Origin of the sequence: Mesorhizobium sp. B2-4-6 (genome assembly GCF_006442775.1) — a bacterium.
Classification (GTDB): Bacteria; Pseudomonadota; Alphaproteobacteria; order Rhizobiales; family Rhizobiaceae; genus Mesorhizobium.
Genome location: NZ_VFVI01000001.1, coordinates 1,189,433 through 1,214,726, shown reverse-complemented (window position 1 = coordinate 1,214,726; position 25,294 = coordinate 1,189,433). Strand labels below are relative to the sequence as shown.

The window sequence follows — 25,294 nt, the reverse complement described above, 5'->3', positions numbered from 1 at the left end:
GTTCATCTGCAAGGCGTGGGTCTCACAACCGGAACGTTTCAAACTCAATCCGCTCCAGCAAATGCCGGGACCAAACAACTAGGCAGTCCGTTGCGGGCCTGTCGTCGGCGAGCACGACCGGCGGATGCGCGGCCTCTTCCACAGCCCATTGCGGTGAAGCGGGACCGGCAAGCTCGAGCACCAGCTTGCGGCGGATCGCTTCGGGAAACTGCGTCCAGTCATTGACCGGGATCATGAATGCGCCCGGTCCGCCGATGACGCAGTCGCTGTAATAGCGGTCGAGATTTTCCACATCGAAAGCGCCGCTGAACCCGCCGCGCGTCATCAGCGGCAGGCCGTTGATCGTAATGCCTTGCTTGACCACCGCGTCGCGCGTGAGGTCGACCGGCGCGCCCTGGTTGTTGGGTCCGTCACCCGAGACGTCGATGACGCGCTTCGTGCCTTCAAAACCGCTCTCGGCGAACAGGTCGCTGCCGAAGCTCAGCGCGCCGGAGATCGAGGTCCGCCGGGCGCTGTCCGGCGGCCGCGCATTGAGTTGCGCCACCACCTTCTCGGCATCGGTGCGGTTGGCGATCACCGTCCACGGCACGATCACGCGCTGCCAGGTGGTACCCGCCCATTCCACATAGGTGACGGCGATCTTGCCATAGGCTCCGTCGGCGATGGCCTTCAGCACATTCTCATGGGTCAGCGCCGCCGCGTAGCCGTGGCGCTGGATCTCCAGCTCGGCCGGCGACATCGAAAGCGAAACATCGACCGCCAGCACCAGTTCGACATCGACCGGTTCTGCGGGAGAAGCTGGCGGCGTCAGCCAGAGCGCCAGCGCCAGCGCGGCACTGCCTGAAAAGATATGCCTTACGCGGGCATAAGCAGACATGAAGCAAGATTAGGCGAAAATCGCCGCGCGCAAAAGCCGGGAATCCGGCGTATCGGATTCTGCCGGCGGCGGAACCTTCCTAAAAATACCGCGCGAGGTTCGAACGGATGCGCTCCAGCACCGTATCGCCGGAAAGGTCAGGCGCGAATTTCGTGCCGGTGATCGCCTCGTAGGCCTGGATATAGACCGCCGAGGCCTGGTTGACGATCTCGTCCGGAATGTTGGGGATCGGATCCTTGTAGGGATCGCAACGCGCCGACACCCATGACCGGATGAAATCCTTGTCGAAACTGCGCGGCCGCCCGCCGCCTTCGAACGCCTCATCGTAGTTCGCCGCGATCCAGTAGCGGCTGCTGTCGGGCGTGTGGATTTCGTCCGCAAGCACGATGGCGCCATCCGGCGCCGTGCCGAACTCATACTTGGTGTCGGCCAGGATCAGGCCGCGTTCGGCCGCGCGCTGCTGGCCGCGAGCGAACAGCTGCAGCGCATAGCGCGATACGGTGTCCCACTGCGCCTGCGTGAGCAGCCGCTCTGCGATGATCCCGGCTTCCGATAACGGCTCGTCATGGCCGCCATGGGCAGCCTTGCTGGTCGGCGTGATGATCGCTTCCGGCAGCTTTTCGTTGTCGCGCAGCCCATCTGGAAAACTGTGGCCGTAGAAGCTCCGCTCGCCCTTTCTGTACTTGGTCAGGATCGAGGTACTGGTGGTTCCCGCCAGATAGCCGCGCACCACGATCTCGACCGGCAGCATGTCGAGCCGCGTGCCGACGACGACATTGGGGTCGGGGTATTCCAGCACATGGTTGGGACAGATGTCGGCGGTTTCCTCGAACCAGTAGCGCGCCGTCTGGGTGAGCACTTCTCCCTTGAACGGGATCGAGGCCAGAATCGTGTCGAATGCGCTCAGACGATCGGTGGCGATGATGATGCGGCGCCCGTCCGGCAGATCGTAGTTTTCGCGCACCTTGCCATTGTAGCGGTTGGGCAGCTCGGGAATGAAGGCGTCGGACAGGATGCGCATGGGCGTGTTGCTTTCGCGGGCTTCTGATGCGGCCACATAAGCCGCTGGCCCCCTGCACATCAAGCCGGATGCTGCGGAGCGGGCTTCTTATTGCCGGCAGCGCGAAACGCTCTCCAGTTCGGCCTGAAAGACGGCGGAATCCAGATCAGGATACCCGCTGTGGCTGCGGGCACAATGACCGCAAAACGCAGGATCGAAAGCACGACGCCGCAGAAGCCGACGATCCGTGTGGCGGTCTCCGCGCCGAAGCGTGGCGCAAGCAGATGCCTGGCGACCGCTCCGCCATCGAGTGGATAGGCCGGGAGCAGGTTGAGAACGGCCAAAGCCGCATTCACCAGAGCGCCAAGCCAAAGCGTCCACTCAAGAAACGTGTCCGGCCTCGGCAGCGGCGAACTGAAAAGACCGTCCGGCTCGGCCGGCAACAAGGGTCGGGCAAAAAGGTAATAGGCAGTTGCGAAACCCGCCGCCAGGATGATGTTCACCAGCGGCCCGGCGAAGGAGATCCACGCCCAGCCGTAAGGCGAAGCCGCGCCGGGCTTGAACCAGGCAATTCCACCGAAGAGGTATAGATCTATCCGTTGGGTGCCGATGCCTTGTCGCCGCGCCGCCCAGACATGGGCGAGTTCATGCAGAAACACCGACAGGAACAGCAGCGCGGCAAAGATGACCGTATGAGTCAGCGCGCTGCTGGGACGCCTCGACCAATCATGCAGGAACGGCAGGGCGGCGGGAATGGCAAAGGTCCAGCTGACATGAACAGGAATGTTCCCCTTCATCGTGAAGACGAACGCGTCGTTCTTCCTGTCCCAGCCGAACCGTTGCACGATGCCCACTCCACCCGGCGCAACGCTATGCGAGAATCCTGGCATACAAAAGAGAAAAGCCCGACCGAAGCCGGGCTTTGCATCTTTCTGCGTCCGCGATCCTCAGCTCCTTGGCTTGAGGTTCTCCGGGTCGTAGAGCGGCTTGTAACCGACACCGGCGACCTCGACTGGATAGGCCTCGCCAAAATACTCGACCTGCAGCTTGCGGCCCTCCTGGGCATAGGCCCAGGGCAGATAGGCAAGCGCGATATTCTTGCCGATGGTCGGGCCGTAGGCGACCGAAGTGGTGAAGGAGCGGCGGCCGAGCTCGTCGACCAGCGTCTCGCCCGTCGTCGGGTCCATCACCGGCATGGTGCCGACCGGATAGCGCGCGACGCCCTTGGAATCGGTGTTCCCGGTCATCACCAGCGTGCACAGCATCGCCGGCTGGTGCTCGCGGGCGCGGTATTCCAGGTGCTTTGCCTTGCCGCAGAAGTCGTTCTCCTTGACCTTCGGTCGCGCAAGGTCGGCCTCCAGCAGATTGTATTCGGTCAGGAGATCGGCGTTCTGCAGGCGCAGGCTTTTTTCCATGCGGCGCGTGTTGGCATAGGTCTCGACGCCGAACGGCATGACGCCGGTCGAGCGCAGCGCGTCCCAGACGGCGAGACCATCCTCGTAGCGCATATGCAGTTCCCAGCCCTGCTCGCCGACATAGGAGATGCGGAAGGCGGTGACGTCCTTGCCGCCGATCCTGATCGGCTTGATCGCCGCGAACGGGAAATTCTCGAGCGAGAGGCCGTCCGGATTCTCGACCACTTTCTGCAGGGTCGTGCGTGCATTCGGCCCCCAGATGCCGATGGTGACGTATTTCTCGGTCACGTCGGTGACGGTTGCGTCAAAACCTTTGTCCTGCGCGGTGCGCTGTATGTAGCGGAAGTCGCGCGGGCCGGCGTCGGCGCCGTCGATCACCCGGCAGCGATCGGCCATGCGGATGACCGTGAAGTCCGCGCGCACCATGCCTTCCTCGTCGAGGAAGTGCGTGTAGATGCCCTTGCCGATATTGTTGTCGCCGCCGATCTTGGCCGCGCACAGCCATTCCAGCAGCGCGACATGGTCGGGACCTTCGACGTCGTACATCGAGAAATGCGAGAGGTTGACGATGCCGCAATCCTCGCTCATCGCCAGATGCTCGGCGTTGGAGACACGCCAGAAATGGCGATTGTCCCATTCGTTTTCGCGCACGGGAACCCGGTTGCCATACTTTTCCAGGAGATGCTCGTTGGCGGCGTAGCCGTGCGCGCGCTCCCAGCCGCCCAGCTCCATGAAATAGCCGCCGAGCTCTTTCTCGCGCTCCCAGAACGGCGAGCGACGGATGTTGCGGCCCTTGGAGAAGGGCTCGCGCGGATGCACCGCCGGGTTGTAGACCTTCATCGCCGTTTCGGTGCAGCGGTCCCAGATGAACTGTTCCTTGGTCTGGTGCGGGTAGAAGCGCGAATAGTCGATCGCATGATGGTCGACCTCGGTCCTGCCGTCGGTCATCCAGTCGGCGATCAGCTTGCCCATGCCCGGGCCGTCCTTGACCCAGATGGCGACGGCGTACCACAGGCCCCTCACCTTCTGGCTTTCGCCCATCGACGGGCCGCCATCGGTGGTCACCTGCAGCAACCCGTTGAAGGAATGGCCTTCATTGTAACCCAATTCGCCGAGGATCGGCGTCAGCTCCATGGCGCGCTCCAGCGGCGCCATGATCTGCTCCATGTCGAGGTCGCGCTGCGACGGCGAAAGCCGTGCCTGGTCCTTTTCGAGCAGATCGCGCGGGTGGCAGAGACGCGGATTGGTCTCCTCGTAATAGCCCCATTCGATCTGCCCGCCCTCGGCGGTCTTGGGATCGCCGGTGTCGCGCATATAGGCTGAGTTGCCCTGGTCGCGCAGCAGCGGCCAGCCGATCTCCTTGCCGGTGCCGGCGAACTCGTTGTAGGGGCCGAAGAAGGTCAGCGGATGGTCGATCGGCATCACCGGCAAATCCTCGCCGACCAGCGCCGCGGTGAGCCGGCCCCAGATGCCGGTGCAGACCACAACATAATCGGCCTCGATCGTGCCGCGCTCCGTCACCACGCCCTTGATGCGGCCGTTCTCGACGATCAGTTCCCTGGCCGAGGTATTGGCGAAAGCCTGGAGCTTGCCGGCTGCGACACCCTGGTCGACCAGCTTGCCGGCCACCGTCTGCGAACGCGGGATAACGAGGCCGGCGTCGGGGTCCCACAGGCCGCCTTGCACCAGATGCTCCTCGATCAGCGGGAATTTTTGCTTGATCTCGGCCGGCTCGATCAGCCGCGCGCGGGTGCCGAAGGATTTGGCCGAGGCGATCTTGCGCTTGATCTCGTCCATGCGGGCATCGTCACCGACGCGCGCCACCTCGAGGCCGCCGACGCGCGCGTAGTGGCCCATCTTCTCATAGAAATCGATCGAGTAGAGCGTCGTCCAGCATGAGAGGAAGTCGTGGCTGGTCGTGTAGCAGAAGTCCGAGGCGTGCGCCGTCGAGCCGATATCGGTCGGGATGCCCGACTTGTCGATGCCGACGATGTCGTCCCAGCCGCGCTCGATCAGGTGATGCGCGACCGAAGCGCCGACGATACCGCCCAGGCCGACGATGACGACCTTCGCCTTTTTCGGAAACTCTGCCATTGCCCGCGACTCCAAAGGGATAGACAGGCGCGTTTGCGCGCCCTTCGAATGGCGCACAATATGCAGAGGACGGCGGTACGGCTACCGCCTGTTTGCGACACGCCGCAGGTGCGGCGCGACCCCTAGCGCCAAGCGTTCATCCAGCGGGAATCAACTCAGGCGAAGGCCCAGATGTCCTCGGCCTGGAAGCCGACCTGGTAACCGGCGGTCTTCAGCTTGACCACGACCTGGCCGATCTCGGCCGCAGGCAGCGCGCCGACCTCGATCTTGATCATGCCGGGGCGATAGCGCTTGAGGTCGAGTTGCTCGAACACCATCCAGTCGGCGCCTTCGCAGTCGACCAGGAAAGCGTCTATGTGGTCGATGCCGTTGCGGTCCAGCAGCGTCTGCAACGTCTCCGACGGTACCTCGATGTCCTTCAGATGCGGCGCGAACTTGTCGAAGTTGACGTCCGCCTCGCCCCAGGCATTCTTGCCCGACATCAGATTGGTGTCGGTGACCGACGAGCAGCCGATGAACTCGATCGGCAGCGTGCCGGCCTCAAGCGCGGCGGCATCGAAAGTGTGCACGGTGATCGTGCCCTTTGTCCTCGCCACCGCAACCGGCTCGATGACGAAGCGTTCGGCATCCGGGTAATTGGCGCGCAGCCGCTTCTGGTTATACGGGATCGGTTCCACCAGCATGGCGCGGGCGCCGCGAATGCGGTGCAGCCACGGCGTCACGTCGTCGAACAGCGCGCCGTCGCAGGCGCCGACATTGACCATCTGGAACGGCCGACCGCCGAAGCGGGCCTGCAACGCCGCCTTGGCGAGAAATTTCGTGCCGTGGAGCGAGGGGCTGCGGTCGAGAAGTCCGGCAGGCAGACCGAGCGACAGGAAGATGCGCGCCAGGTGGGAAAGCGAGCTCATGACTTGTCTCCGGAAATGACCTGCAGCGCGGCGCGTCGGCCGCTTTGGCTTGCCGATGCCCACAGCGCCATGAGCGGCGCGACAAGCAGGAGGAAGGGCGGCAGAAGGTTGGGGAAATAGATGCGGGTGTCGTGGATCGGGAAGACGGCGAACTTCGCCAGCACGCCAAGCACGAGCGCCGCCAGCAGGATGCCGGCGCGGCGGTCGAGCCTGAAGCCGGCGCGGTTCAAGCTGAACCAGCCGGCCAAGGCCAGCACCGAAACGCCGACCCAGTTGTTGACGCTGATGGCGCGCACGACTGAGGCGGCGAAGGCCTTGAGGTAGGCCGCTATCGAAAATGGCGGCTCGAACCCGTCCATATTGTAGTGCTGCTCGATGCTGGAAAACCAAAGATGCGGCCACCAGCCGGGATGCTGGGCCCAGTGCGAAATGGCGAAATAGGCGATGAAGGACGCGGCGAAACCGGCCAACGCGCCCCACGCCCTCTCACGGAAAGCGACAAGCAGCACCGCGAAAATGGCGAGGAAAACGATGTTGTCGGGCCTGGCCATGAACGCCAGGAAAAGCAGGACCGCCGTTGCCGCCTCGCGCTTGCGCATATAGGCGAAGAGCCCGCCGAGGAACAGCGCCGAGCACAAGAGGTCCGGCGTCGAAGCGCGTGCCGCGTCGCCGAAATCGGCTATGATCAGGATCGCGCCGACCACGGGCGCCAGCGCCAGCGCGCCTTCCGCGCGCAGCCAGGCGAGCGCGACGGCGCCGAACAGCAGCACCGAGAAGACCTGCACTAGCCGCATCGCCTCGACCGGCGAGACGACATGGCTGAGGCTGGACAGGATTTCGGCATAGAGGAACTTGATCCGGTACATGCCGAGCAGCGAATGGAAGTCGGCGGCGTTCTCCGTCATGTGGCTGCGGAAGCCGCCGCCATCGTCGGTCAGCGTCTTGTAATCGCCTGCCGATATACCTTGCTTGACCGTGCTGTAGGCATAATCGTGCAGCACCTGCGGATCGGGATAGGCGCCCTCCTCGGCGATCGCCAGATAAGGCAGCATGTCCCAGTTGGCGTCGGGCATGAACCAGGCGGTCGCGGCGGTCAGCAGGATATAGAGCGAAAAGGCGATCGCCCCGATCGATGCCGCCCATTTCGCGTAAGCCCCCTCGCCCCACGCCAAGCCGGCGCCGGTCAGCCGTTCCAGCGGATTGGTCGGAGCGGACGGCCTGGTCAGCATGCTCAGCGGCCTCTATTTGCCGACCTGGCTTTTCACGAAATCCTTCACGATCGCCACGATGCCGCGCGACAACAGGCTGTCGAAAGCATCGACGAAGCGGTCGACATGCTCGGGCTGGCAGATCAGCGGCGGCTCGAGCCGGATGACGTTGCGGTTGTATTCGGTGAAGGCGACGAGCACGTCATAGTCGCGCAACAAAAGCGAGCCGACGAAGCCCGACAGCGAGCCCTTCAGCTTGTCGTCGAGCACGCTCACCACCGGGCGCAGCACCATCGGCAGGGTCTGCGAGAAATCGTGGAACTCGAGCCCGATCATGAAACCCTTGCCGCGCACGTCCTTGATGATCTTGGGGTATTTCTCCTTGAGCGCCCGCAACCGCTGCAGAAGGTACTCGCCCGTCGAGGCGGCGTTGTCGATCAGGCCCTCGTCATAGAGCACGTTGATGCCTTCGATCGCGGTGGCGCAGGCCTCGCCCATGCCGCCGAACGTCGCCATGGCATGGATCATCGCCGTCTTCGGCGTGCCATAGGCCTTCATGTAGACGTCGCGCTTGGCGATCATGGCGCCGACCGCGGCCTTGCCGGCGCCCAGCGATTTCGCCAGCGCCGTCACGTCCGGCACCACGCGGTAATGCTCGAAGGCATAGAAGCGGCCCGAGCGGCCATAGCCGCACTGTACCTCGTCGGCGACCCACAGCACGCCATGCTGATCGCAAAGCGCACGCAGCTTCTGCCAATATTGCGCCGGCGCCTGGATGATGCCGCCGCCGCCCTGGATGGTTTCGAGCACGATGACGCCGATTTCGGGATCGCTCTTGAACAGGCGCTCGACGGCGTCGATGTCGGCAAAGGGAACGCGCACGACATTGTCCGCGACCTTGAAGTCGGCGCGGTAGAGCTGGCCGTCGGTGATCGCCAGCACGCCCTTGGTCTTGCCGTGGAAGGAATTCTCGGCATAGACGATTTTCGGCCGCTTCGAGCCCGCGGCGCGCTCGGCGAGCTTCACCGCCGCCTCCATCGCTTCCGAGCCGGAGGAGCCAAGGAACACCATGTCGAGCTCGCCCGGCGAGCACTTGGCGATGTTGTGCGCCAGCGCCGCCGCATATTGCGACATGAAGGCGATGGCTATTTCCTGGCGCTTCTCCTCCTGGAATTTCTTGCGCGCTTCCAGAATGCGCGGATGGTTGTGGCCGAAGGCGAGCGAGCCGAAGCCCCCGAAGAAGTCGAGGATCTTGCGGCCGTTCTGATCGATGTAGAACATGCCCTCGGCGCGCTCGATCTTGATCTTGTGGAAGCCGAGCAGCTTCATGAAATGCAGCTGTCCAGGATTGAGATGCGCCTTGAACAGGTCGGTGATGCGGGCGACATCCAGCGCCTTGGCCTGCTCGACGCTGATCAGGTCGGGCTTGGCGATGGTCGCCGGTGACAGCGCCGGCGCATCGACCAGCGTGCGCGTTCCGGTATGTTCCGGCATGGCCATGACGGTCATCTAAAAAATCTCCCTTCGTCGCCTTATTCGGCGGGAACGTGTCTGGTGGCGACGGCGTGGCCGTCCTTCTTGGCGCGATATTCGCTGTAGGCGGCGATCAGCATGTCCTCGTCGCGATATTGCGGCACCCAGCCGAGCTGGCGCTCGGCCTTGGACACGTCGAGCACGCATTCCTCGTCGGCGATCAGATACTGTTCCGGATCCATGATCGGCGTGTTGAGCAAATCGAGCAGGTCAAGCGTGCGCTTGACCGCCCAGCCGGGCGTGGGCAGCAGGATCGACCTCGAGCCGGCATGGCGGATCAGGTCGCCGAGCAATCTTTTGACCGGCGGCGGATTGAGCGAGCCGAGATTGTAGGCCTCGTTCGGCACGCCGGCCTTCCACGCCGCGCGGGCGGCCTCCGCGCAGTCGAACACCGAGATGAACTGATACGGGTTCCGGCCCGAGCCGATCATCGGCACAGGCAGGTTCCAGTCGATCAGCTTGAACAGCTTTTCCAGGATGCCGAGGCGGCCGGGCCCGATGATCAGGCGCGGCCTGAACAGCGAGATCGACATGCCGCGCATGCGCCAGTCGCCGGCGAGCTCCTCGGTCTTCAGCTTCGACAGCCCGTACTCGCCGAGCGGCGAGACCGGATGATCCTCGGTCATAGGCAGCACCACCGTGTGGCCGTAGATCATGTCGGTCGTGTAGTGGACGAGCTTCGAGGCGCCGGCCTTGTCCATCGCCTGGATGATGTGCTCGGTGCCGTGGAAATTCACCGGGAAGAAGAAATCGTGCCGCTTGGCGCGCACCTGGATCGGCGACAGCATCTTGGCCGACAGATTGTAGACCATGTCGTCGGCCTTGAGCCCGACCGCCGCGACCGAGGCCGGATCGGTGACGTCGCATGTGATGAAGCGCACCGAGCGGTAGTGCGGCAGGTCGCTCTTGACGATGTCGGCGACGACGACGTTCTCCCCGTCCGCGACAAGCTTGGGGGCAAGGTGACGGCCGACGAAGCCGTCGCCGCCGAAAATCACATGTCTCATCGAACGATCTCGCTTGCTCGGGTTCTGTCAGGCGCGATGGAAGCCGTCTGGTCCTCATGTTCACGGCCACTTTGCGCGATCAGGATCGTGCCGACGCAAATGCAGGCGATGCCGGCGATGCGCCAGCCATTGAGGTCCTCGCGGAAGACGAAATAGGCAAAGATCGCCACGGCGACATAGGCGAGGCTGAGGAACGGATAGGCGAAGCTGAGCTCGACCCTGGACAGCACATAAAGATGCGATGCCATCGAGATGACGAAGGTGCAGAGGCCCAGGAACACCCAGGGGCTGAACACGATCTGCAGGAGCTTGACGAGCGGATTGACGCCTTCGAGGGAGATCGGGCCCATCGACATCATGCCCTGCTTCAGCATCAGTTGCGCCGCGGCATTGGTCATGACCGTGAAGAGAATGAAGATTATGTATTTCATTGTTGCCACCCCGCCCTTGGGCGGTCCTATTACAAACCTGCAAATATTTCGTGAAGCCCGGATGGTATTTTGCGCAAACCATGGCGTAACGCTTCGTTTACCATGACTTATTTGATTTTTATCTATTCCGCGGCTTCCGAAACTCCACTCCCTACATCCAGTCTTTTCGCCGTCCGCGCCCAGAAGCTCGACAGGAAGGCCGGGTCGCGGAGCGCCTCCAGCCGCTGCCATTGCGGAAACGACGCGGCAAAGATTTCAGGCCCCATCCGGGCGTCCTTGTAGGGATTCACCGCCCCACCCGCCTCGACGGCGATGCGGTCGAGCTCGGCAAGCAGCCGCAACGTCCTTTCGCCCCGGTTGGGGAAATCGAGTGTCAGCGTGTAGCCCGGCCGCGGGAACGACAGCAGCGCAGGCGAGCGGACATCACCGAAGCGCTTGAGCACGGTCAGGAACGATCCCTCGCCCGCCCGCCGTGCCGCCTCGAGCAGCGCCGGGACGATGCGGCGCGCATTGGCCTCCGGCACTACGCTCTGGTGCTGGAAAAGCCCGCGCGGCCCGTAGAGCCGGTTCCAGTCGCGGATGCCGTCGAGGGGAAAGAAGAAACCCTGATAGCCCGCCTGGCGCGGAGCCGCGGACCTGCCCTTTTTCCAGCGGTAGGCCCCATTGAAGACGGTGAGGAAAGGCCGGTTGAGGACATTGAAGGGCGGTTGCACCGGCACGGAAAGCCGGCTGCCGGCACGCGCGGCGGCGTGCGAGCCGTGCTCGGCATGATTGCCGGTGAACAAGAGGCCGCGCCCGCGCCCATGGCCCCCGGCAAGCTGATCGATCCAGGCGACGGCATATTCGTTGGCCTGGTCGGCAGCTTCGGCAAGATCGAAGAATTCGCCGAGATCGCGAAACCGCGTCGCCTTTTCCGTTATGTCGAGCGAGGGCACCCGCATCAGCTTGATCGATGCCGAAAGGATAAGCCCGGTCAGCCCCATGCCGCCGATCGTTGCCGCGAACAGACGGACATTGTCGGTTTGCGAGCAGCGATAGGTTCGGCCGTCGGACCGAAGCAGTGTCAAGGCCTCGACGTGGCAGCCGAAGGTGCCGCGCCGATGGTTGTTCTTGCCATGGACGTCGTTGGCGATCGCGCCGCCCAGCGTGACGAACTGCGTGCCTGGAACCACGGCCGGAAAGAAGCCGTAGGGTGCGGTGTGCGCGATGATGTCGCAAAGCAGCGTACCGGCATCCGCTTCGAGCACGCCGGTCTCGGCGTTGAAGGAACGGACGCGGTTGAGCGGCCGCATGTCGACCACCATGCCGGCATCGTTCTGGCAACTGTCGCCATAGGAGCGGCCATTGCCGTAACCGAGCAGCGATCCGGCTTTCGCCTCGCCGCGCTTCAGTAAGGCGATCGCCTCGTCCGCCGGGATCGACCTGCGCGCCGGCGCCGCCGCCAGTCCGAAGCTGCCGAAGCGCTCGTTCCTCATCACCAGCCTCCGGCGACGAGGAAGGCCGCGCCGATGGCGACGACGATCTGGCTGCGCCAGTCGCGGATGATGAAGACGACCGGATCGTCATGCATCTCGTCGCGCCGGGCGAGGATCCAGACGCGCATCGTGAGGTAGAGCACGATCGGCGCCAGCGGCCATATCAGCCAGGGATGCGGATAGAGCTCGCGAACCGCCGGGCTGTCCATATAGAGCGCCAGGACCAGCGCCGAGGAAAAGGCAGAGGCCATGCCGGCCTGGGCGACGATTTCCTGGTCCTCGGTGCGATAGCCACGACCGGCGATGCGCTCGCCCGGAGGAATGGCCGTGGTGCGCAATTCGACAAACCGCTTTACCAGCGCCAGCGACAGGAAGAAGAAGATCGAAAAGGCGAGCAGCCAGAATGAGACGTCGACGCCGGTGGCCGCCGCGCCCGCCAGCACGCGGATCGTGTAGAGGCCCGCAAGCGTCAGCACGTCGACCAGAAGCATGCGCTTGAACGACAGCGAGTAGGCGGTGGTGACCGCCATATAGCCGGCAAGCACGCCAAGGAATTCGATCGGAAGGAACGATCCGGCGGCAATGCCGATCGCGAGCAGCGCGACGATCGCGCCAAGGCCGAACGGAATGGACAATGCACCGCTGGCGAAGGGCCGATTGCGCTTTGTCGGATGCTTGCGGTCGAGCGCCAGGTCGAAGAAATCGTTGAGGATATAGATGGCGGACGCCACGGCGCTGAAGGAGACGAACGCCAGCAGGCACTGCCAGATCATGTTTGGGTTGAAATATTCGTGCGACAGCACCATCGGCACGGCGATCAGCGAGTTCTTCAGCCACTGATGCATGCGCAGCATCTTGATGTAGGTCCTCAGCGTCGGCTTCGGCGCCGGCATGGCCTCGGCGCCATGCTCCGCCTGCCAGCGCCGGGCGTTGCGGTCGGGCGCCACCACGAGTGCGCTGCGCGCGGCGTCAAATACTTTGAGATCGTGCCGGCTGTTGCCGGCATAGTCGAAGCCCGCGTCGCCATAGGCGGCGACAAGTGCCGCGCATTTCCTGGCGGAAGTCATGTTGTGCGGGTCATCGGTCGCCAGAACGCGATCGAAGATGCCTAGATGCGCCGCGATCGCCTCGGCGAACTTGCGCGGCGTTCCCGTCGCCAGCACGATCACGCGACCCTCCCGGTGCTCGGCGCGCAACCGGTCGAGCAGGTCCTGGCGGTAGGGCAGCGAGGCCGGATCGATGTCGACGCGCCTGGCGATCTCCTGCTTCAGCCGGGCCGGACCGCCGGTCAGCCAGACCGGGACAAGAAAGAGATAGAGCGGGTTTTTCTTGAGCAGGATGAACAGGCCTTCCCACAGAAGGTCCGTCGCAATCAGCGTGCCATCGAGATCGACCGCAAGCGGGATTGCGTTCCTGTCCGACCTCGCGTCCATTGTCTGCCCCGATCGACCGCAAGATCCCGGAAAGGGACCACGCGCCAACTCAACCCACGCCGTGTGCCGGCGTCCTCGGGTCGGATATAGCGGGTGATGACGCAGCGAACGTTAAAACGCCCGGTTGCAGCGCGTGGTCATACCGGTTTTCGGGTGTCATCGTTAAACGACGGCTACCGAAAACGATAAAAGGCCGGACATCGGTCCGGCCTTTGCCAAAACTTGCTGCGCGAATCTTGCGGCGACGGTTACTTGATGCGGGCCGCACCGCCCGAAATTTCGACCGTTTCCGAGCCGGTCAGGGCCTCGAGGTCGCCATTGGGCAGGGTGACGAAGCAGCCGTTCGAGCAGAATTCCACCGTCTCGCCGGCGGCAAGCGTCAGCTCGCTCTTGGCGCCGCCTTCGGTCACGACCAGGGTCCGCGTCTGGGCGTCCCTGTTGATCGCGCTGGCGGCGAAAGCCGAACCGCCCAGAGCCAGCAAAGCGATGGCGGCAACGACAGACTTCCACATTGCAATTCCGGTGTTTCACACACCGCCTCTGTTCAAATTTGCAAGGCATTCTCGCCCTTTGCATCGAAGCTTATATGAGATGTTATCTGAACCGCAACTGAATGCCGCATTCATGCCACAATCGGTTTCGGCGTTGGATATGCCGTCGCCTAAGGTGTTTCGAGATTCAGGTCAGGCTGCGCCGAAAATGACGGATTCCGAGAACCGGCCCACGCCGGGCACAGCCTTCATTGCCACGTCCCTCTTAATAAAAATGCTTCGGGCCGGCGAAGGCCGGAAGCGCGGGAACCCGCCATTTGCAGGCCGGCCTCACCTGAATATCGATGCACCTCAGCCCGGATCGGGCTTGCGGCCCTTCCGCTTCATCTTGGCCAGCCGCTCCCGCTCGGCCGCGGCTTCCGCCTCCAGCCTCTCGCGCTCGGCGTATTCGGCCTCGATCTTGTCGTCGTCGATCGGCCAGGCCTCGTGCTTCTTCGTTTCGACCACGGCGCGCGGCGCCGAGGGTATCTCGATCCGCTCCTCCTCGAAGATATCGAAGATGGCGAAGCGGATGTCGTTCTGCACGACGCTGCCGTTCATGATGTCGGCGACGAACACGCGGATTTCGAATTCGAGCGCCGCCGCCCCGAAATTGGCGAAGAGAACGAACGGCTCGGGGTTCTTCAGCACCATCGGATGGGCACGCGCAATATCCATCAGGATGGCATGGACGCGCTTGACGTCGCTGCCATAGGCGACGCCGACCTTGATGTCGACACGCCCGAGCTTGTTGCGATGCGTCCAGTTGCCGACCGCATTGTTGATGAGGTTCGAGTTGGGCAGGATCACCGCCTGGCGCTGGAAGGTCTCTATCTCGGTGGCGCGCACGCTGATCTTGCGCACCGTGCCGCTGACGTCGCCCGCCACGATCCAGTCGCCGACCTTGAACGGCCGCTCGGCAAGCAGGATCAGGCCCGAAACGAAATTCGACACGACGTTCTGCAGGCCGAAGCCGATACCCAGCGAAAGCGCGCCGGCAACCAGCGCGAGATTGGAAAGATCGATGCCCGCGGCCGAGATACCGACCAGGCCGGCAATCGCCACGCCGGCATAGCCGACACCAAGCCGGATCGAATTGCGCACGCCGGCATCGACCTTGCCGCGCGCCATCACCGAGCCATCCAGCCAGCCCTGGAACCAGCGCGTCAGGAAATAGCCGATGACGAAGACCACGATACCGCTGAGGATGCCGAGGAAGGAGATGGTCACCGAACCGATCGAGACCCCTGTCGCCAGCTTGTAGGCCCAGGCCTCGATATCGCCGGGCTGGAAGCCCCACATCAAAAGGATCAGCGGCAGGAACACCAGCACGATCATCAGGTTGATGGCGATGCTGACCACCAGGCCGAGCTGGTCGAGGGCGGTATCCTCGTAGCTGGAATTTTCCGAAAGCCATCGCCCGACCGAAGTGTCGGCGAAGCCACCTTCCTCCCCGATCGCGCGTGCCGACAGGAAGCCGATATAGGCCGTCACCAACACGGTGCCGGTCACCACGACCTGGAACGAGACGAAAAGTGCCAGGCCGATATAGCCGAGCAGTGCCGCCGCGATGGTGAACAGGCCGAGCCCGATGGCGATGAAACGAAGCCAGGCCGGCCAAGGGCGCCATGAGCCGTCGGCGGCCCTGAAAGGCCGCAGCAACCCCATCAGGATGAGGATGACGCCGATGATGATGGTGGCGATAAAGCCCCTGGCGATCGTCAGCGAAAGCGGCGAACCCATCTTCTCGTTGACGATCGACAGGAAGTAATTGAACCCGAGCACCAGCGCCATGGCCGTCGTCAATCCGACGAGCCAGCGCGCGGGACCGGTCGCGACCGGGATCAGCCGCCAGTTGGGCAGCCGCGGTTCGAGCGCCGCGTTGGTCAGCCGGTTGACGCAGAAAACCATGCCGATCACCGTCAGCAAGGCATTGAGGAACGTGCCGATATCGCCCCGCAGCACATTGTAATAATTGAAGAAGAACACCGCCGAGGCGAAGAAGACGCCGAGCGCCAGGGTCGGCAGCAGCGTCGACCAGAAGGCCACCGACAGGCGGCTGAGATAGGACGGATCCTCGACGGTCGGGTCGGCCTCGAATATGCGGCCGAACAGGCGCCTGCCGCCGATCAACAGCACCGCCGCCAGCGCCAGCGCCATCAGCGTCGCCGCGAGGATCGCCTGGAACTTGAACCTGACGGCGAAGCTCAGCCACGAGGACACCGACTTGTAGAGGCCCGAGAACTGGTCGTGCGCGTCGGAAAAGGCCTGCGGGCTCAGCGCCTCGGTCAGGTCATAGTGCTTGGTGATGACACTGCGGAAAAGCTCGCTGCGCATGACGGCGATCTTGTCGAGCAGCCCGTTGACGCGGATCGACAGGTTTTGCGCGCTGGCGACGACCGCGTTGATCTGAGCCTTTTCCGAGGAGAGCGCGCTGCGCTCGTTGTTGACGATCGCCGGCTCGGCAGGTTGCCCCTGCGCCGGTGGCAAGCCGAGCACCTCGACGCGGTTGTTGATGTCGGTGAGGCGCTGCCGGAATACCAGCGCGCTGTTCAACGCCGCCCGCGAAATATCCTCGAGCTGCAACCGTATGTCGACCAGCCCCGCATCGTCATTATCGGGGTCGCTCAGTTTCTTCTCCAGGCCGTCGGTCTTGGTCGTCAGGTCCTGGATGGCCTTGGTCTGATCGGCGATAAGCTGCGATGAACCATGGCCGATCGCCTGCGCCGACGCCTCCAGCGCCGGCTGCCCGAAGACAGCGACGATGACGACCAGGATGAGGCGCAGCAGGCGGAAGAACATGAGTTTGTTGGCGACTCGCAGCCGAAAAATCCTTGAAATTTCCGCCCTTGATAAAGACCGCCATATCGGGCGGCAAGCCGTCCCATCGCATCGGCGGGAGTCGGCCTGTCGAAAAGCGATGGCGCAATCTTGGCTTTGCGCTTCTCGCCTGCTCTATAGTCTCCCGCTCGCATCATAAGGACGATAGGAAGAATGGCGGAATATTCAGCCTTTTCGCTGCTCAAGAACGCGCTGACCGGCAACAAGGATTGGAAGCCCGCCTGGCGCAAGCCGGACCCCAAGGCTTCCTATGACGTGATCGTCATCGGCGGCGGCGGCCACGGCCTCTCGACCGCCTATTATCTTGCCAAGGAACACGGCATCACCAATGTCGCGGTGCTGGAGAAGGGCTGGCTCGGCTCAGGCAATGTGGGCCGCAACACCACGGCGGTGCGCTCCAACTATCTTTTGCCGCAGAACACCCGCTTCTACGAACATTCGATGAAGCTGTGGGAGAACCTTTCGCACGACCTCAACTACAACGTCATGTTCTCGCAGCGCGGCTGCCTCAACCTCGCGCATACGCCCGCCCAGCTCGACGATTATGCCAGGCGCGGCAACGCCATGCGGCATCTCGGCGTCGACGCTGAACTGATGAGCGTCGACCGGATCAAGCGGCTTGTGCCGGCGCTGGATGTCTCCGGTTCGACGCGCTTCCCGGTTCTTGGCGGGCTGATGCAGCCGCGCGCCGGCACCGCCCGGCACGACGCGGTCGCGTGGGGCTATGCGCGCGGCGCCGACCGGCGCGGCGTCGACATCATCGAGAATTGCGAGGTTACCGGCTTCCTGCGTGACGGCGGCCGCATCACCGGCGTTTCGACGACGCGCGGCGAAATCCGCGCCAAGAAGGTCGCGCTTGCGGTTGCCGGCAGCACCGGCCAGGTCATGCAGCTTGCCGGCATTTCGCACATGCCGATCGAAAGCCATGTGCTGCAGGCCTTCGTCTCGGAATCGCTGAAGCCCATCGTCGACACCGTTCTCACCTTCGGCATGGGCCATTTCTACATTTCGCAATCCGACAAGGGCGGCCTCGTCTATGGCGGCGACCTCGATGGCTACAACAGCTACGCCCAGCGCGGCAGCCTGCCGATCGTCGACGAGGTGATGAGCGAGATGCTGGCGCTGTTTCCCGGCCTGGCCCGCGTGCGCATGCTGCGCTCCTGGGGCGGGCTGTGCGACATGACGATGGACGGCTCGCCGATCATCACCACCGGTCCGCTGCCAGGCATGTATCTCAATTGCGGCTGGTGCTACGGCGGCTTCAAGGCGACGCCCGCCTCCGGCTGGTGCTTTGCCTACACCATCGCCAAGGACGAGCCGCACGAGTTCAACGCGCCCTTCACGCTCGACCGCTTCTATCGCGGCCTGATCATCGACGACAAAGGCCAGGGCGCGAACCCGCGGCTGCACTAGAACCATGATCCCAAAAGGTGGAAGCCGGTTTTTGGAAAAGATCATGGTTGAACAAAAAGATACATAAAAATGTTGATCACCTGTCCCTATTGCGGCCCGCGCGACGTCATCGAATTCACCTATCAGGGCGACGGTAACCGCGAGCGGCCGCAGCCGGCCTCGCAGAACCTCGACGCTTGGAACGCCTATGTCTACGACCGGCTGAACCCGGCCGGCGATCACAACGAGATCTGGCAGCATTCCGGCGGCTGCCGCGCGCATCTGAGGGTCGTGCGCAACACCGTCACGCATGAGATCCTGAGCACCGCATTCGCTCGTGGCGGCCACAAAGCGGAGGGCCGCTCGTGAGCCCTCGCCGCACGGAGACCGGCGGCCGGATCGACCGGCTGCGCACCATCCGCTTCACCTTCGACGGCGCGCCTTACACCGGCCATGCCGGCGACACGCTGGCCTCGGCGCTGCTCGCCAACGGCGTGACGCTGTTCGGCCGCTCCTTCAAATATCACCGCCCGCGCGGTCTGCTTGCCGCCGGCGTCGAGGAGCCGAACGCGCTGGTGACGGTGCTGCGCGGCGAAGTGCGCGAGCCGAACATCCCGGCCACCATGGTCGAGATCTATGACGGTCTCGTCGTCGTCAGCCAGAACCGCACGCCTTCGCTTGCCTGGGATGTAAGCGCGATCAACCAGCTCGGCGGCAAGATCCTGTCGTCCGGCTTCTACTACAAGACCTTCATGGGGCCGGTGATCGGCCCGCTGAAGGGCACGCGCTTCTGGATGTTCTGCGAGCATTTCATCCGTCGCGCAGCCGGCCTCGGCAAGGCTGGCACCGCGCCCGATCCGGCGCGCTACGAGCGCATGAACGCTTTTTGCGACGTGCTGGTCGTCGGCTCCGGTCCGGCCGGCCTGATGGCCGCAAAGGCCGCCGCCGACCAGGGCGCTCGCATCATCCTCGCCGATCTCGAAGCCAACTTCGGCGGCTCCGCCAACTGGTCGGGCGAAACCATCGACGGCATGCCTGCCGCCGACTGGGCCCAGCGCACCGTTGGGCAGCTCGAAGGCAACGACAATGTGCGCCTTTTGCCGCGCACGACGGTGTGGGGTTATTACGACGGCAACACGCTGGCCGCGCTCGAACGCGTGACCGACCACAAGGAAGTGGCCGCCAAGGGCGAGCCGCGCCAGCGCTACTGGGCGATCCGCGCAGGCACCGTGGTTCTCGCCACCGGCTCCTTCGAGCGGCCGCTGGTGTTCCCGGGCAACGACCGCCCTGGTGTCATGCTGGCGCATGCGGCGGAACGCTACGTCAATGAATATGGCGTGTTGCCGGGACAGCGCATCGCGCTCCTCACCAACAATGACAGCGCCTATCGATCGGTTGTCGCCTTCAGGAAGGCCGGCGCCGCTGTCGTTGCCATCGTCGATGTCCGAAGCGACGTCTCGAACGAAATGCGCCAGCTGGCGAGCGAAGCCGAGGCCGAACTGCTTGCCGGCCATGCCGTGATTGCGACCGAGGGCGGCAAGGGCCTCACCGGCCTCAAGGTGCAGCGTTTCGACGCCATGAGCGGTGCGCTGAGCGGCGACGAACGCAGCATCCATGCCGACAGCCTTCTGATGTCCGGCGGCTGGTCGCCGACCATTCATCTCGCCAGCCAGGCCGGAGCGAAGGCCGAATGGAACCCGGCCCGGCAGGCCTTCCTGCCACCGAAGCCGACCCAGCGCGGGCCAAATCAGCAATGGATTGGCGCCGGCGCCTTCACCGGCAGTTTTTCGACTGCTGAAGCCATCGCCGAAGGCCGCGCGGCCGGCCTTCAGGCGGCTGGCGGTGCAGCGTCATCCGCTCCCCTGCCCGTCGTCGAGGCGGCCCCCGGCGATCCCGACCCGGCGCCGGTCTTCGAGATCAAGGCCAAGGGCAAGAGCTTTGTCGACTTCCAGCACGACGTGACCGCCGAGGACGTGCGGCTGGCGCATCGCGAAGGCTTCGTCTCGGTCGAGCATCTGAAGCGCTACACCACGCTCGGCATGGCGACCGACCAGGGCAAGAACTCCAATGTGCCCGGCCTTGCCATCATGGCCGAGGCGCTCGGCAAGCCGATCCCCGAAGTCGGCACGACGCGCTTCCGGCCGCCTTACACGGCGGTGTCGATCGGCTCCTTGGCCGCCGAACGCTTCGGCGACCTCAAGCCGGAACGGCTGACGCCGATGCATGACTGGCACGTCGCCAATGGCGCGAGGATGTATTCGGCCGGCCTCTGGTACCGCCCGATGATCTACGGCCTTGCCGGCGAGACGGTCGAGCAGGCCTATGTCCGCGAAGCGAAAGCGACACGCGAAAGCGCCGGCATCGTCGACGTCTCGACGCTGGGCAAGATCGCGGTGCAGGGGCCCGACGCGGCCGAGTTCCTCGACCGCGTCTACACCAACATGTTTTCCACACTCGCGGTCGGCAAGGCCCGCTACGGTCTGATGCTGCGCGAGGACGGGCTTGCCTTCGACGACGGCACCACCTGGCGGCTTGGCGAGCAGGAATTCCTGATGACCACCACCACCGCCAATGCCGGCAAGGTGATGCAGCATCTGGAATATTTCCTCGACGTCATCTGGCCGGAGCTAAAGGTCACCGTCAGCTCCGTTACCGACGAATGGGCGGGCGCGGCGATCGGCGGACCGAACGCGCGCGCCATCCTTGCCTCCTGCGTCAGCGGCACCGCCGTCGACAACGCCACCCTGCCCTTCATGGGCATCGTCCATGGCCGGATCGCCGGCATTCCGGTGATGATCTGCCGGCTGTCCTTCTCCGGCGAAATGGCGTTCGAGGTCTATTCCGGCGCCGGCTACGGCACCCGCGTCTGGGAAGCCCTGATCGAGGCCGGCAAGCCTTTCGGCCTGGTCACCTACGGGCTCGAGGCGCTGGGCACGATGCGCATCGAGAAGGGCCATGTCACCGGCGCCGAGATCGACGGCCGCACCACGGCGCGCGACCTCCATCTCGACTGGATGCTGTCGAAGAAGAAGCCCTTTATCGGCTCGGCCATGATGGACCGGGAAGGCCTGATCGCCCCCGACCGGCTCGAGCTGGTCGGCCTCATCGCGCTCGACAACCGGCCGCTCAACGGCGGCGGACATATCGTCGAGAAACTGGACGAGGCCAATCCGCACGACTCGCTCGGTCACATCACCGCCTGCTGCTATTCGCCGGCGCTGGGCAAATATATCGCGCTGGCCCTGGTCAAGGGCGGCAAGGCGCGTCACGGGACCCGCGCGTTCGTCTCGGACCCGCTGCGCAACCGGTTCGGGCCGATCGAGATCGTCTCCAACCATTTCTACGATCCGGACGGGAGCCGCATGCATGGCTGAGCACCAGTTGCCCGAACGCCAATCGCCGCTCGAGCCAGACTACCATCCGGGGTCGCACGGCAATTTCGAACATGGCGTCGATGTCATCTTGTCCGAGACGCGGCCGGGCTCGATCCTGCAGATCGCCGCATGGCCGGGCGAAGAGAAGCGGCTGATCGAAATTGTCCGCAAGGTCACCGGGCTCGCGCTGCCCGACGGCGCCGGCGGCGGCGTGAGCAGCGGCGCCCGCGCCGTTTTCGGCTTCGCGCCGGGGAAATTCACCGTGGTGGACGAGGCCGAAGGCCTGGCTCAGGCCTTTGCCGGATCGATCACGCCGGCCATCGGCACTCTCACTGACCTGTCGCACGGCCGCACCGCGATCCGCATCGCCGGCCCGAAGGCCGAATGGGTAATGGCGAAATTCTTCGCCATCGACTTCGCATTGCCGGCCTTCCCACTCGGCGCTGGACGTTCGACCAACCATCACGACGTCTTCGCGCAGATCCAGCGCACAGGCGCCGACCAGTTCGACATCTACGTGTTCCGCTCTTTCGCGCGCTCCTTCTGGAAGGCCTTGTGCCACGCCTCGGAGGAAGTCGGTTACGAAGTGCAATAGCCCGGCGCGACAAGATCAGGAATTGGTTCCCGCCGGCATCTGGCACTACGGACGATTACAACTGCTGCTTGAGCGTTGGGCCAGCAGGGACGATAGATAGGAATCATCGGCGTTTGCCAGGGCAAACGTCCGCTCAGGCAACCAGTTCGACCATACCCTTCCATGACTGTTGAGACTTCGGCGACGGCCACGACCCGCTTTGCTCCGGCGGAGGGTCCGTCGATGCTGTTGCCGGCGACCGTCGCCTGCGGCGTGTTCATGACCAGCCTCGACCAGAATGTCGTGGTGACCGCGCTGCCCGGCATCGGCGAGAGCCTCGATCGCCCGCCAAGCCAGCTTGGCCTGCTGATCACGGTCTATGTCGCGAGCCTTATCGTCACCATGCCGCTCGGCGGCTGGCTGGCCGACCGCTTCGGCCTGCGCAACGTCTATTGCTTCGCGCTGCTCGTCTTTGCTGGCGCTTCGGCCCTGTGCGGCCTTTCGGAAAACATCTGGATGCTGGTCGGCTCGCGCGCCTTGCAAGGCTGCGGCGGCGCGCTGATGGGCACGCTTGGCCAGGTCGTGATCCTGTCGAGCTTCCCGCGCGACCGCACACTGAAGATCAACATGTATATCTCGCTGGCCGGCCAATCCGGGCCGCTGGTCGGCCCGCTCGTCGGCGGCGCGCTCACCACCTACGTCTCCTGGCGCTGGATCTTCTACATCAACATCCCGATCGCGCTGACCGCCGCGATGCTGGCCGCCTCCATGTTTCCCACGACGACCAAGCCGGTCCGCACCCCATTCGATTTTCCGGGCTTCCTGCTTGTCGGCAGCGGCATGGGGCTGCTGGTCTTCGGCATGGATTCGCTTGCCGCCAAGGATGCCGCAAGCAGTCTCATCGGCATCGAGCTTGGCCTGGCGATCGTCATCCTGGCGGTTGCCGCCTTCTATTGCCTGCGCGCCCGCAACCCGCTGCTCGATCTCAACCTGCTGCGCATCCGCACCTTCCGCATCTCCTTCCTCACCGGCGGCGCCCTCGACACGATCGGCCTGAGCTCGGTCGTTTTCCTGCTGCCGCTGATGTTCCAGCTCGGCTTCGGCATGAGCGCCGTGCAGGCCGGGTCGCTGACCTTCGTCGCCGCGATCGGGTCGTTGATGATGCGCTTCTTCATGCCTCGCCTGTTGAACCGCTTCGGTTTCAGGCGCGTGCTGGTCACCAACACGCCGATCGTCGCTTTGCTGGTCGCGGGCTTTGCCCTGATGCAGGAGAGCCTGCCGGCCTGGATCGTCCTGGCCTACATCTTCGCCTTCGGCGTCTTCCGTTCCGTGCAATGGGCCTCGACCGGCAACCTTTCCTATTCGGACATTGCGCCGGAGCAACTCGCGCGCTTCAGCGCGCTCTATTACATCTTGTGGCAGCTTGCGGTGGCGATCAGCGTCGGCCTCGCCGCTGCGCTGCTGTCGCTGCTTGCCGGCGGCGGCAAGGCCAGCGTCAACGACTATCGCATCCTGTTCGTCATCGAAGGGCTGATCACGCTTTGCGCGCTGTCGGCTTATCTCAGGCTGACGCCGCAGGACGGCGCCCATGTCAGCGGGCACGGCGCGCATATGAGCACCGATTAGCCGACCGAGAAACTCGGCGTCATTATTCCGCGAAGCTTACCCAGTCCTCGAGCGGCGCGCGGTCGGTGCGGAACTCGTTTTCGGGCTTCGACGTGTCCTCATAGCCGAGCGCCATGCCGCAGACGACGATCTCCTCGTCAGGGATACCGAGCACCGGCCTGATCTGGCGGTGATAGGGCGCGAAGGCCGCCTGCGGGCAGGTATGCAGCCCCCTGCCCCGCGCCGCCACCATGATGTTCTGCAGGAACATGCCGTAGTCGATCCACGACCCCTGGTTCAATCTCCGGTCGATCGTGAAGATCATGCCGACCGGCGCGTCGAAGAAGATGAAGTTGCGGTCGTGCTGGGCTCGCATCCTGTCGACCTCGCGGCGGCCGATGCCCAGCACGCCATAGAGGCCGAAGCCGTTGGCGCGGCGGCGCGTGAGGTATGGTTCGAAGAACTGGTCGGGATAGTAGCGGTACTCGTCCCACTCCGCCTTTTCAGCGCGGATGCCGGAATTGAGGATGGCGTCGCTGATGCGCTGCTTGACCTCGCCCTTGGTCACATAGACGCGCCAGGGCTGCATGTTGGTACCGGACGGCGCGCGCGCGGCGACGGCCAGGATCGCGCGGATCGTGTCGTCATCGACCATATCGGGCAGGAAGGCGCGCACCGACCGGCGCGACATGATCGCCTCATCCACGATCTCGGCATCCGACGCGATCCGGATGTTCTTCTCAAGCATGGGTCGTCCCTTTCGGCATGGCCAGAAACCCGCAACCCGGTTTCCTTAACGACCATCCGCAGACTATAAGCTAAAACTGGTCCCCGACCGGACGCCCCACTCGCCGCTCGTGCGCGAGCCTTTGCATCAACCGCCGAAAACGCGCAAGCAAATCTTGTGGCCTATGAAAATCTCCTTGATTTTTTCATGATTTTACCCTCTCATGAAATTTATCCGGATTTTTTCACGAGTAACCTTTGACCCCGACCGCGACCAAATCGGAGCAGGACAATGGTGACCGGCTGCTGGCCGGCGACATCCGTGCGCTCCGCAAAGCGCGCGGCCTCACGCTCGCTGAAATTGCGCTCAAGTTAGGCCGTTCGGTCGGCTGGGTCAGCCAGGTCGAGCGCGGCCTCTCGGTTCCCTCGCTCGGCGACTTGAGGGCATTCGCCAGCCTCTTCGACGTTCCGGTCAGCCTGTTCTTCAGCCATGATGTGCCTGTCGAGCAGGAGCGCGGCGTGGTCGTGCGCGCCGGCAGCCGCCGTTCGCTTGGCACAAGTGAATCCGGCCTGGTGGAGGAGCTTCTGTCGCCCGACCTCGGCGGTAGCTTCGAGATGCTGCGCTCGGTCTTCGCGCCGGGCGCGGAGCTGAAGACCGAAGCGCGCCGCCCGACGGAAGAAGCAGGCTACGTCGCGTCGGGCACGTTCGAGATCGAGATCGACGGCGTCTGGCATCGTCTCGGCGAGGGCGATTCGTTCCGCTTCGAGGGCAAGCCGTTTCGCTGGCGCAATCCTGGCGTCGAGGCAGCGGTCGTCATTTGGGTGGTTTCGCCGCCTGTCTATTGAACATTGCATGCCGCCCGAAAGTGCC

The 25,294-nt window shown here is 64.0% G+C and carries 20 protein-coding genes; 6 read left to right on the top strand and 14 right to left on the bottom strand.

Going from position 1 to position 25,294, the window contains the following annotated elements; all coding sequences use genetic code 11:
* Positions 1-22: 22 nt before the first annotated feature.
* The 13 genes from FJ957_RS05780 to FJ957_RS05720 all read right to left on the bottom strand — a co-directional run bounded on the left by FJ957_RS05780 (position 23) and on the right by FJ957_RS05720 (position 16,713).
* Positions 23-877: a DUF1194 domain-containing protein gene (locus FJ957_RS05780; RefSeq protein WP_140829430.1), complete on the bottom strand. Its 855-nt coding sequence runs from the start codon at positions 875-877 to the stop codon at positions 23-25.
* 79 nt (positions 878-956) lie between these two features.
* Positions 957-1,898: a phosphoribosylaminoimidazolesuccinocarboxamide synthase gene (locus FJ957_RS05775; RefSeq protein ID WP_140829426.1), complete on the bottom strand. Its 942-nt coding sequence runs from the start codon at positions 1,896-1,898 to the stop codon at positions 957-959.
* 59 nt (positions 1,899-1,957) lie between these two features.
* Entirely contained in the window at positions 1,958-2,722 is a 765-nt protein-coding gene (locus FJ957_RS05770; protein ID WP_140829421.1) for a site-2 protease family protein, read from the bottom strand.
* A 102-nt stretch (positions 2,723-2,824) separates the two neighbouring features.
* Positions 2,825-5,386, bottom strand: a complete 2,562-nt coding sequence (locus tag FJ957_RS05765; protein WP_140829414.1) for an FAD-dependent oxidoreductase — start codon at positions 5,384-5,386, stop codon at positions 2,825-2,827.
* Between the two features lie 155 nt (positions 5,387-5,541).
* Complete coding sequence (locus FJ957_RS05760; RefSeq protein WP_140829412.1) at positions 5,542-6,294, bottom strand: FkbM family methyltransferase; 753 nt, start codon at positions 6,292-6,294, stop codon at positions 5,542-5,544.
* Positions 6,291-7,523 (bottom strand): hypothetical protein, encoded by a 1,233-nt coding sequence (locus FJ957_RS05755; RefSeq protein WP_140829410.1) that lies wholly within the window; start codon positions 7,521-7,523, stop codon positions 6,291-6,293. Before FJ957_RS05755 ends, FJ957_RS05760 begins: the two co-directional genes overlap by 4 nt.
* 12 nt (positions 7,524-7,535) lie before the next feature.
* Positions 7,536-9,002, bottom strand: coding sequence for an aspartate aminotransferase family protein (locus FJ957_RS05750; protein WP_246685774.1), 1,467 nt, complete (start codon positions 9,000-9,002; stop codon positions 7,536-7,538).
* Positions 9,003-9,034: 32 nt separating this feature from the next.
* Complete coding sequence (locus FJ957_RS05745; RefSeq protein WP_140829406.1) at positions 9,035-10,042, bottom strand: NAD(P)-dependent oxidoreductase; 1,008 nt, start codon at positions 10,040-10,042, stop codon at positions 9,035-9,037.
* Positions 10,039-10,473 carry an EamA family transporter gene (locus FJ957_RS05740; RefSeq protein ID WP_140829404.1) on the bottom strand — a complete coding sequence of 145 codons (435 nt, stop codon included), beginning with the start codon at positions 10,471-10,473 and terminating at the stop codon, positions 10,039-10,041. The genes FJ957_RS05745 and FJ957_RS05740 overlap by 4 nt, the downstream gene beginning before the upstream one ends.
* Positions 10,474-10,595: 122 nt before the next feature.
* On the bottom strand, positions 10,596-11,948 hold the full coding sequence (locus FJ957_RS05735) for an FAD-binding oxidoreductase (protein WP_140829402.1): 1,353 nt from the start codon (positions 11,946-11,948) through the stop codon (positions 10,596-10,598).
* On the bottom strand, positions 11,948-13,381 hold the full coding sequence (locus FJ957_RS05730) for a UbiA family prenyltransferase (protein ID WP_140829400.1): 1,434 nt from the start codon (positions 13,379-13,381) through the stop codon (positions 11,948-11,950). Before FJ957_RS05730 ends, FJ957_RS05735 begins: the two co-directional genes overlap by 1 nt.
* 248 nt (positions 13,382-13,629) lie before the next feature.
* Positions 13,630-13,893: a hypothetical protein gene (locus tag FJ957_RS05725; RefSeq protein ID WP_027167119.1), complete on the bottom strand. Its 264-nt coding sequence runs from the start codon at positions 13,891-13,893 to the stop codon at positions 13,630-13,632.
* Positions 13,894-14,223: 330 nt separating this feature from the next.
* Positions 14,224-16,713 (bottom strand): mechanosensitive ion channel family protein, encoded by a 2,490-nt coding sequence (locus FJ957_RS05720; RefSeq protein ID WP_140829398.1) that lies wholly within the window; start codon positions 16,711-16,713, stop codon positions 14,224-14,226.
* A 192-nt stretch (positions 16,714-16,905) separates the two neighbouring features.
* Here FJ957_RS05720 and FJ957_RS05715 point away from each other — a divergent pair, with 192 nt between their 5' ends.
* The 5 genes from FJ957_RS05715 (at position 16,906) to FJ957_RS05695 (ending at position 23,718) form a co-directional block, all read left to right on the top strand.
* Positions 16,906-18,165: a sarcosine oxidase subunit beta gene (locus tag FJ957_RS05715; RefSeq protein WP_140829396.1), complete on the top strand. Its 1,260-nt coding sequence runs from the start codon at positions 16,906-16,908 to the stop codon at positions 18,163-18,165.
* A gap of 69 nt (positions 18,166-18,234) precedes the next feature.
* Entirely contained in the window at positions 18,235-18,513 is a 279-nt protein-coding gene (locus FJ957_RS05710) for a sarcosine oxidase subunit delta (protein WP_140829394.1), read from the top strand.
* Positions 18,510-21,518, top strand: coding sequence for a sarcosine oxidase subunit alpha (locus FJ957_RS05705; protein WP_140829391.1), 3,009 nt, complete (start codon positions 18,510-18,512; stop codon positions 21,516-21,518). Before FJ957_RS05710 ends, FJ957_RS05705 begins: the two co-directional genes overlap by 4 nt.
* A 7-nt stretch (positions 21,519-21,525) precedes the next feature.
* Positions 21,526-22,113, top strand: a complete 588-nt coding sequence (locus tag FJ957_RS05700) for a sarcosine oxidase subunit gamma (RefSeq protein WP_140829585.1) — start codon at positions 21,526-21,528, stop codon at positions 22,111-22,113.
* Positions 22,114-22,275: 162 nt separating this feature from the next.
* Complete coding sequence (locus FJ957_RS05695; protein ID WP_140829386.1) at positions 22,276-23,718, top strand: MFS transporter; 1,443 nt, start codon at positions 22,276-22,278, stop codon at positions 23,716-23,718.
* Between the two features lie 22 nt (positions 23,719-23,740).
* On the opposite strand, the gene FJ957_RS05690 is transcribed toward FJ957_RS05695, so the two are convergent.
* Positions 23,741-24,445, bottom strand: coding sequence for a nitroreductase (locus FJ957_RS05690; RefSeq protein WP_140646639.1), 705 nt, complete (start codon positions 24,443-24,445; stop codon positions 23,741-23,743).
* A gap of 236 nt (positions 24,446-24,681) precedes the next feature.
* On the opposite strand from FJ957_RS05690, the gene FJ957_RS05685 reads away from it, so the two are divergent.
* A complete protein-coding gene (locus FJ957_RS05685) occupies positions 24,682-25,269 on the top strand; it encodes an XRE family transcriptional regulator (RefSeq protein ID WP_140829382.1) in 588 nt (195 codons plus the stop codon).
* The last annotated feature ends 25 nt before the right edge of the window (positions 25,270-25,294 follow it).

Coding starts and splice junctions, on each gene's coding strand:
- FJ957_RS05780 (WP_140829430.1), bottom strand. CDS start 877: ATGTCTGCTTATGCCCGCGTAAGGCATATCTTTTCAGGCAGTGCCGCG.
- FJ957_RS05775 (WP_140829426.1), bottom strand. CDS start 1,898: ATGCGCATCCTGTCCGACGCCTTCATTCCCGAGCTGCCCAACCGCTAC.
- FJ957_RS05765 (WP_140829414.1), bottom strand. CDS start 5,386: ATGGCAGAGTTTCCGAAAAAGGCGAAGGTCGTCATCGTCGGCCTGGGC.
- FJ957_RS05760 (WP_140829412.1), bottom strand. CDS start 6,294: ATGAGCTCGCTTTCCCACCTGGCGCGCATCTTCCTGTCGCTCGGTCTG.
- FJ957_RS05755 (WP_140829410.1), bottom strand. CDS start 7,523: ATGCTGACCAGGCCGTCCGCTCCGACCAATCCGCTGGAACGGCTGACC.
- FJ957_RS05750 (WP_246685774.1), bottom strand. CDS start 9,002: ATGGCCATGCCGGAACATACCGGAACGCGCACGCTGGTCGATGCGCCG.
- FJ957_RS05745 (WP_140829406.1), bottom strand. CDS start 10,042: ATGAGACATGTGATTTTCGGCGGCGACGGCTTCGTCGGCCGTCACCTT.
- FJ957_RS05740 (WP_140829404.1), bottom strand. CDS start 10,473: ATGAAATACATAATCTTCATTCTCTTCACGGTCATGACCAATGCCGCG.
- FJ957_RS05735 (WP_140829402.1), bottom strand. CDS start 11,948: ATGAGGAACGAGCGCTTCGGCAGCTTCGGACTGGCGGCGGCGCCGGCG.
- FJ957_RS05730 (WP_140829400.1), bottom strand. CDS start 13,381: ATGGACGCGAGGTCGGACAGGAACGCAATCCCGCTTGCGGTCGATCTC.
- FJ957_RS05725 (WP_027167119.1), bottom strand. CDS start 13,893: ATGTGGAAGTCTGTCGTTGCCGCCATCGCTTTGCTGGCTCTGGGCGGT.
- FJ957_RS05720 (WP_140829398.1), bottom strand. CDS start 16,713: ATGTTCTTCCGCCTGCTGCGCCTCATCCTGGTCGTCATCGTCGCTGTC.
- FJ957_RS05715 (WP_140829396.1), top strand. CDS start 16,906: ATGGCGGAATATTCAGCCTTTTCGCTGCTCAAGAACGCGCTGACCGGC.
- FJ957_RS05710 (WP_140829394.1), top strand. CDS start 18,235: ATGTTGATCACCTGTCCCTATTGCGGCCCGCGCGACGTCATCGAATTC.
- FJ957_RS05695 (WP_140829386.1), top strand. CDS start 22,276: ATGACTGTTGAGACTTCGGCGACGGCCACGACCCGCTTTGCTCCGGCG.
- FJ957_RS05690 (WP_140646639.1), bottom strand. CDS start 24,445: ATGCTTGAGAAGAACATCCGGATCGCGTCGGATGCCGAGATCGTGGAT.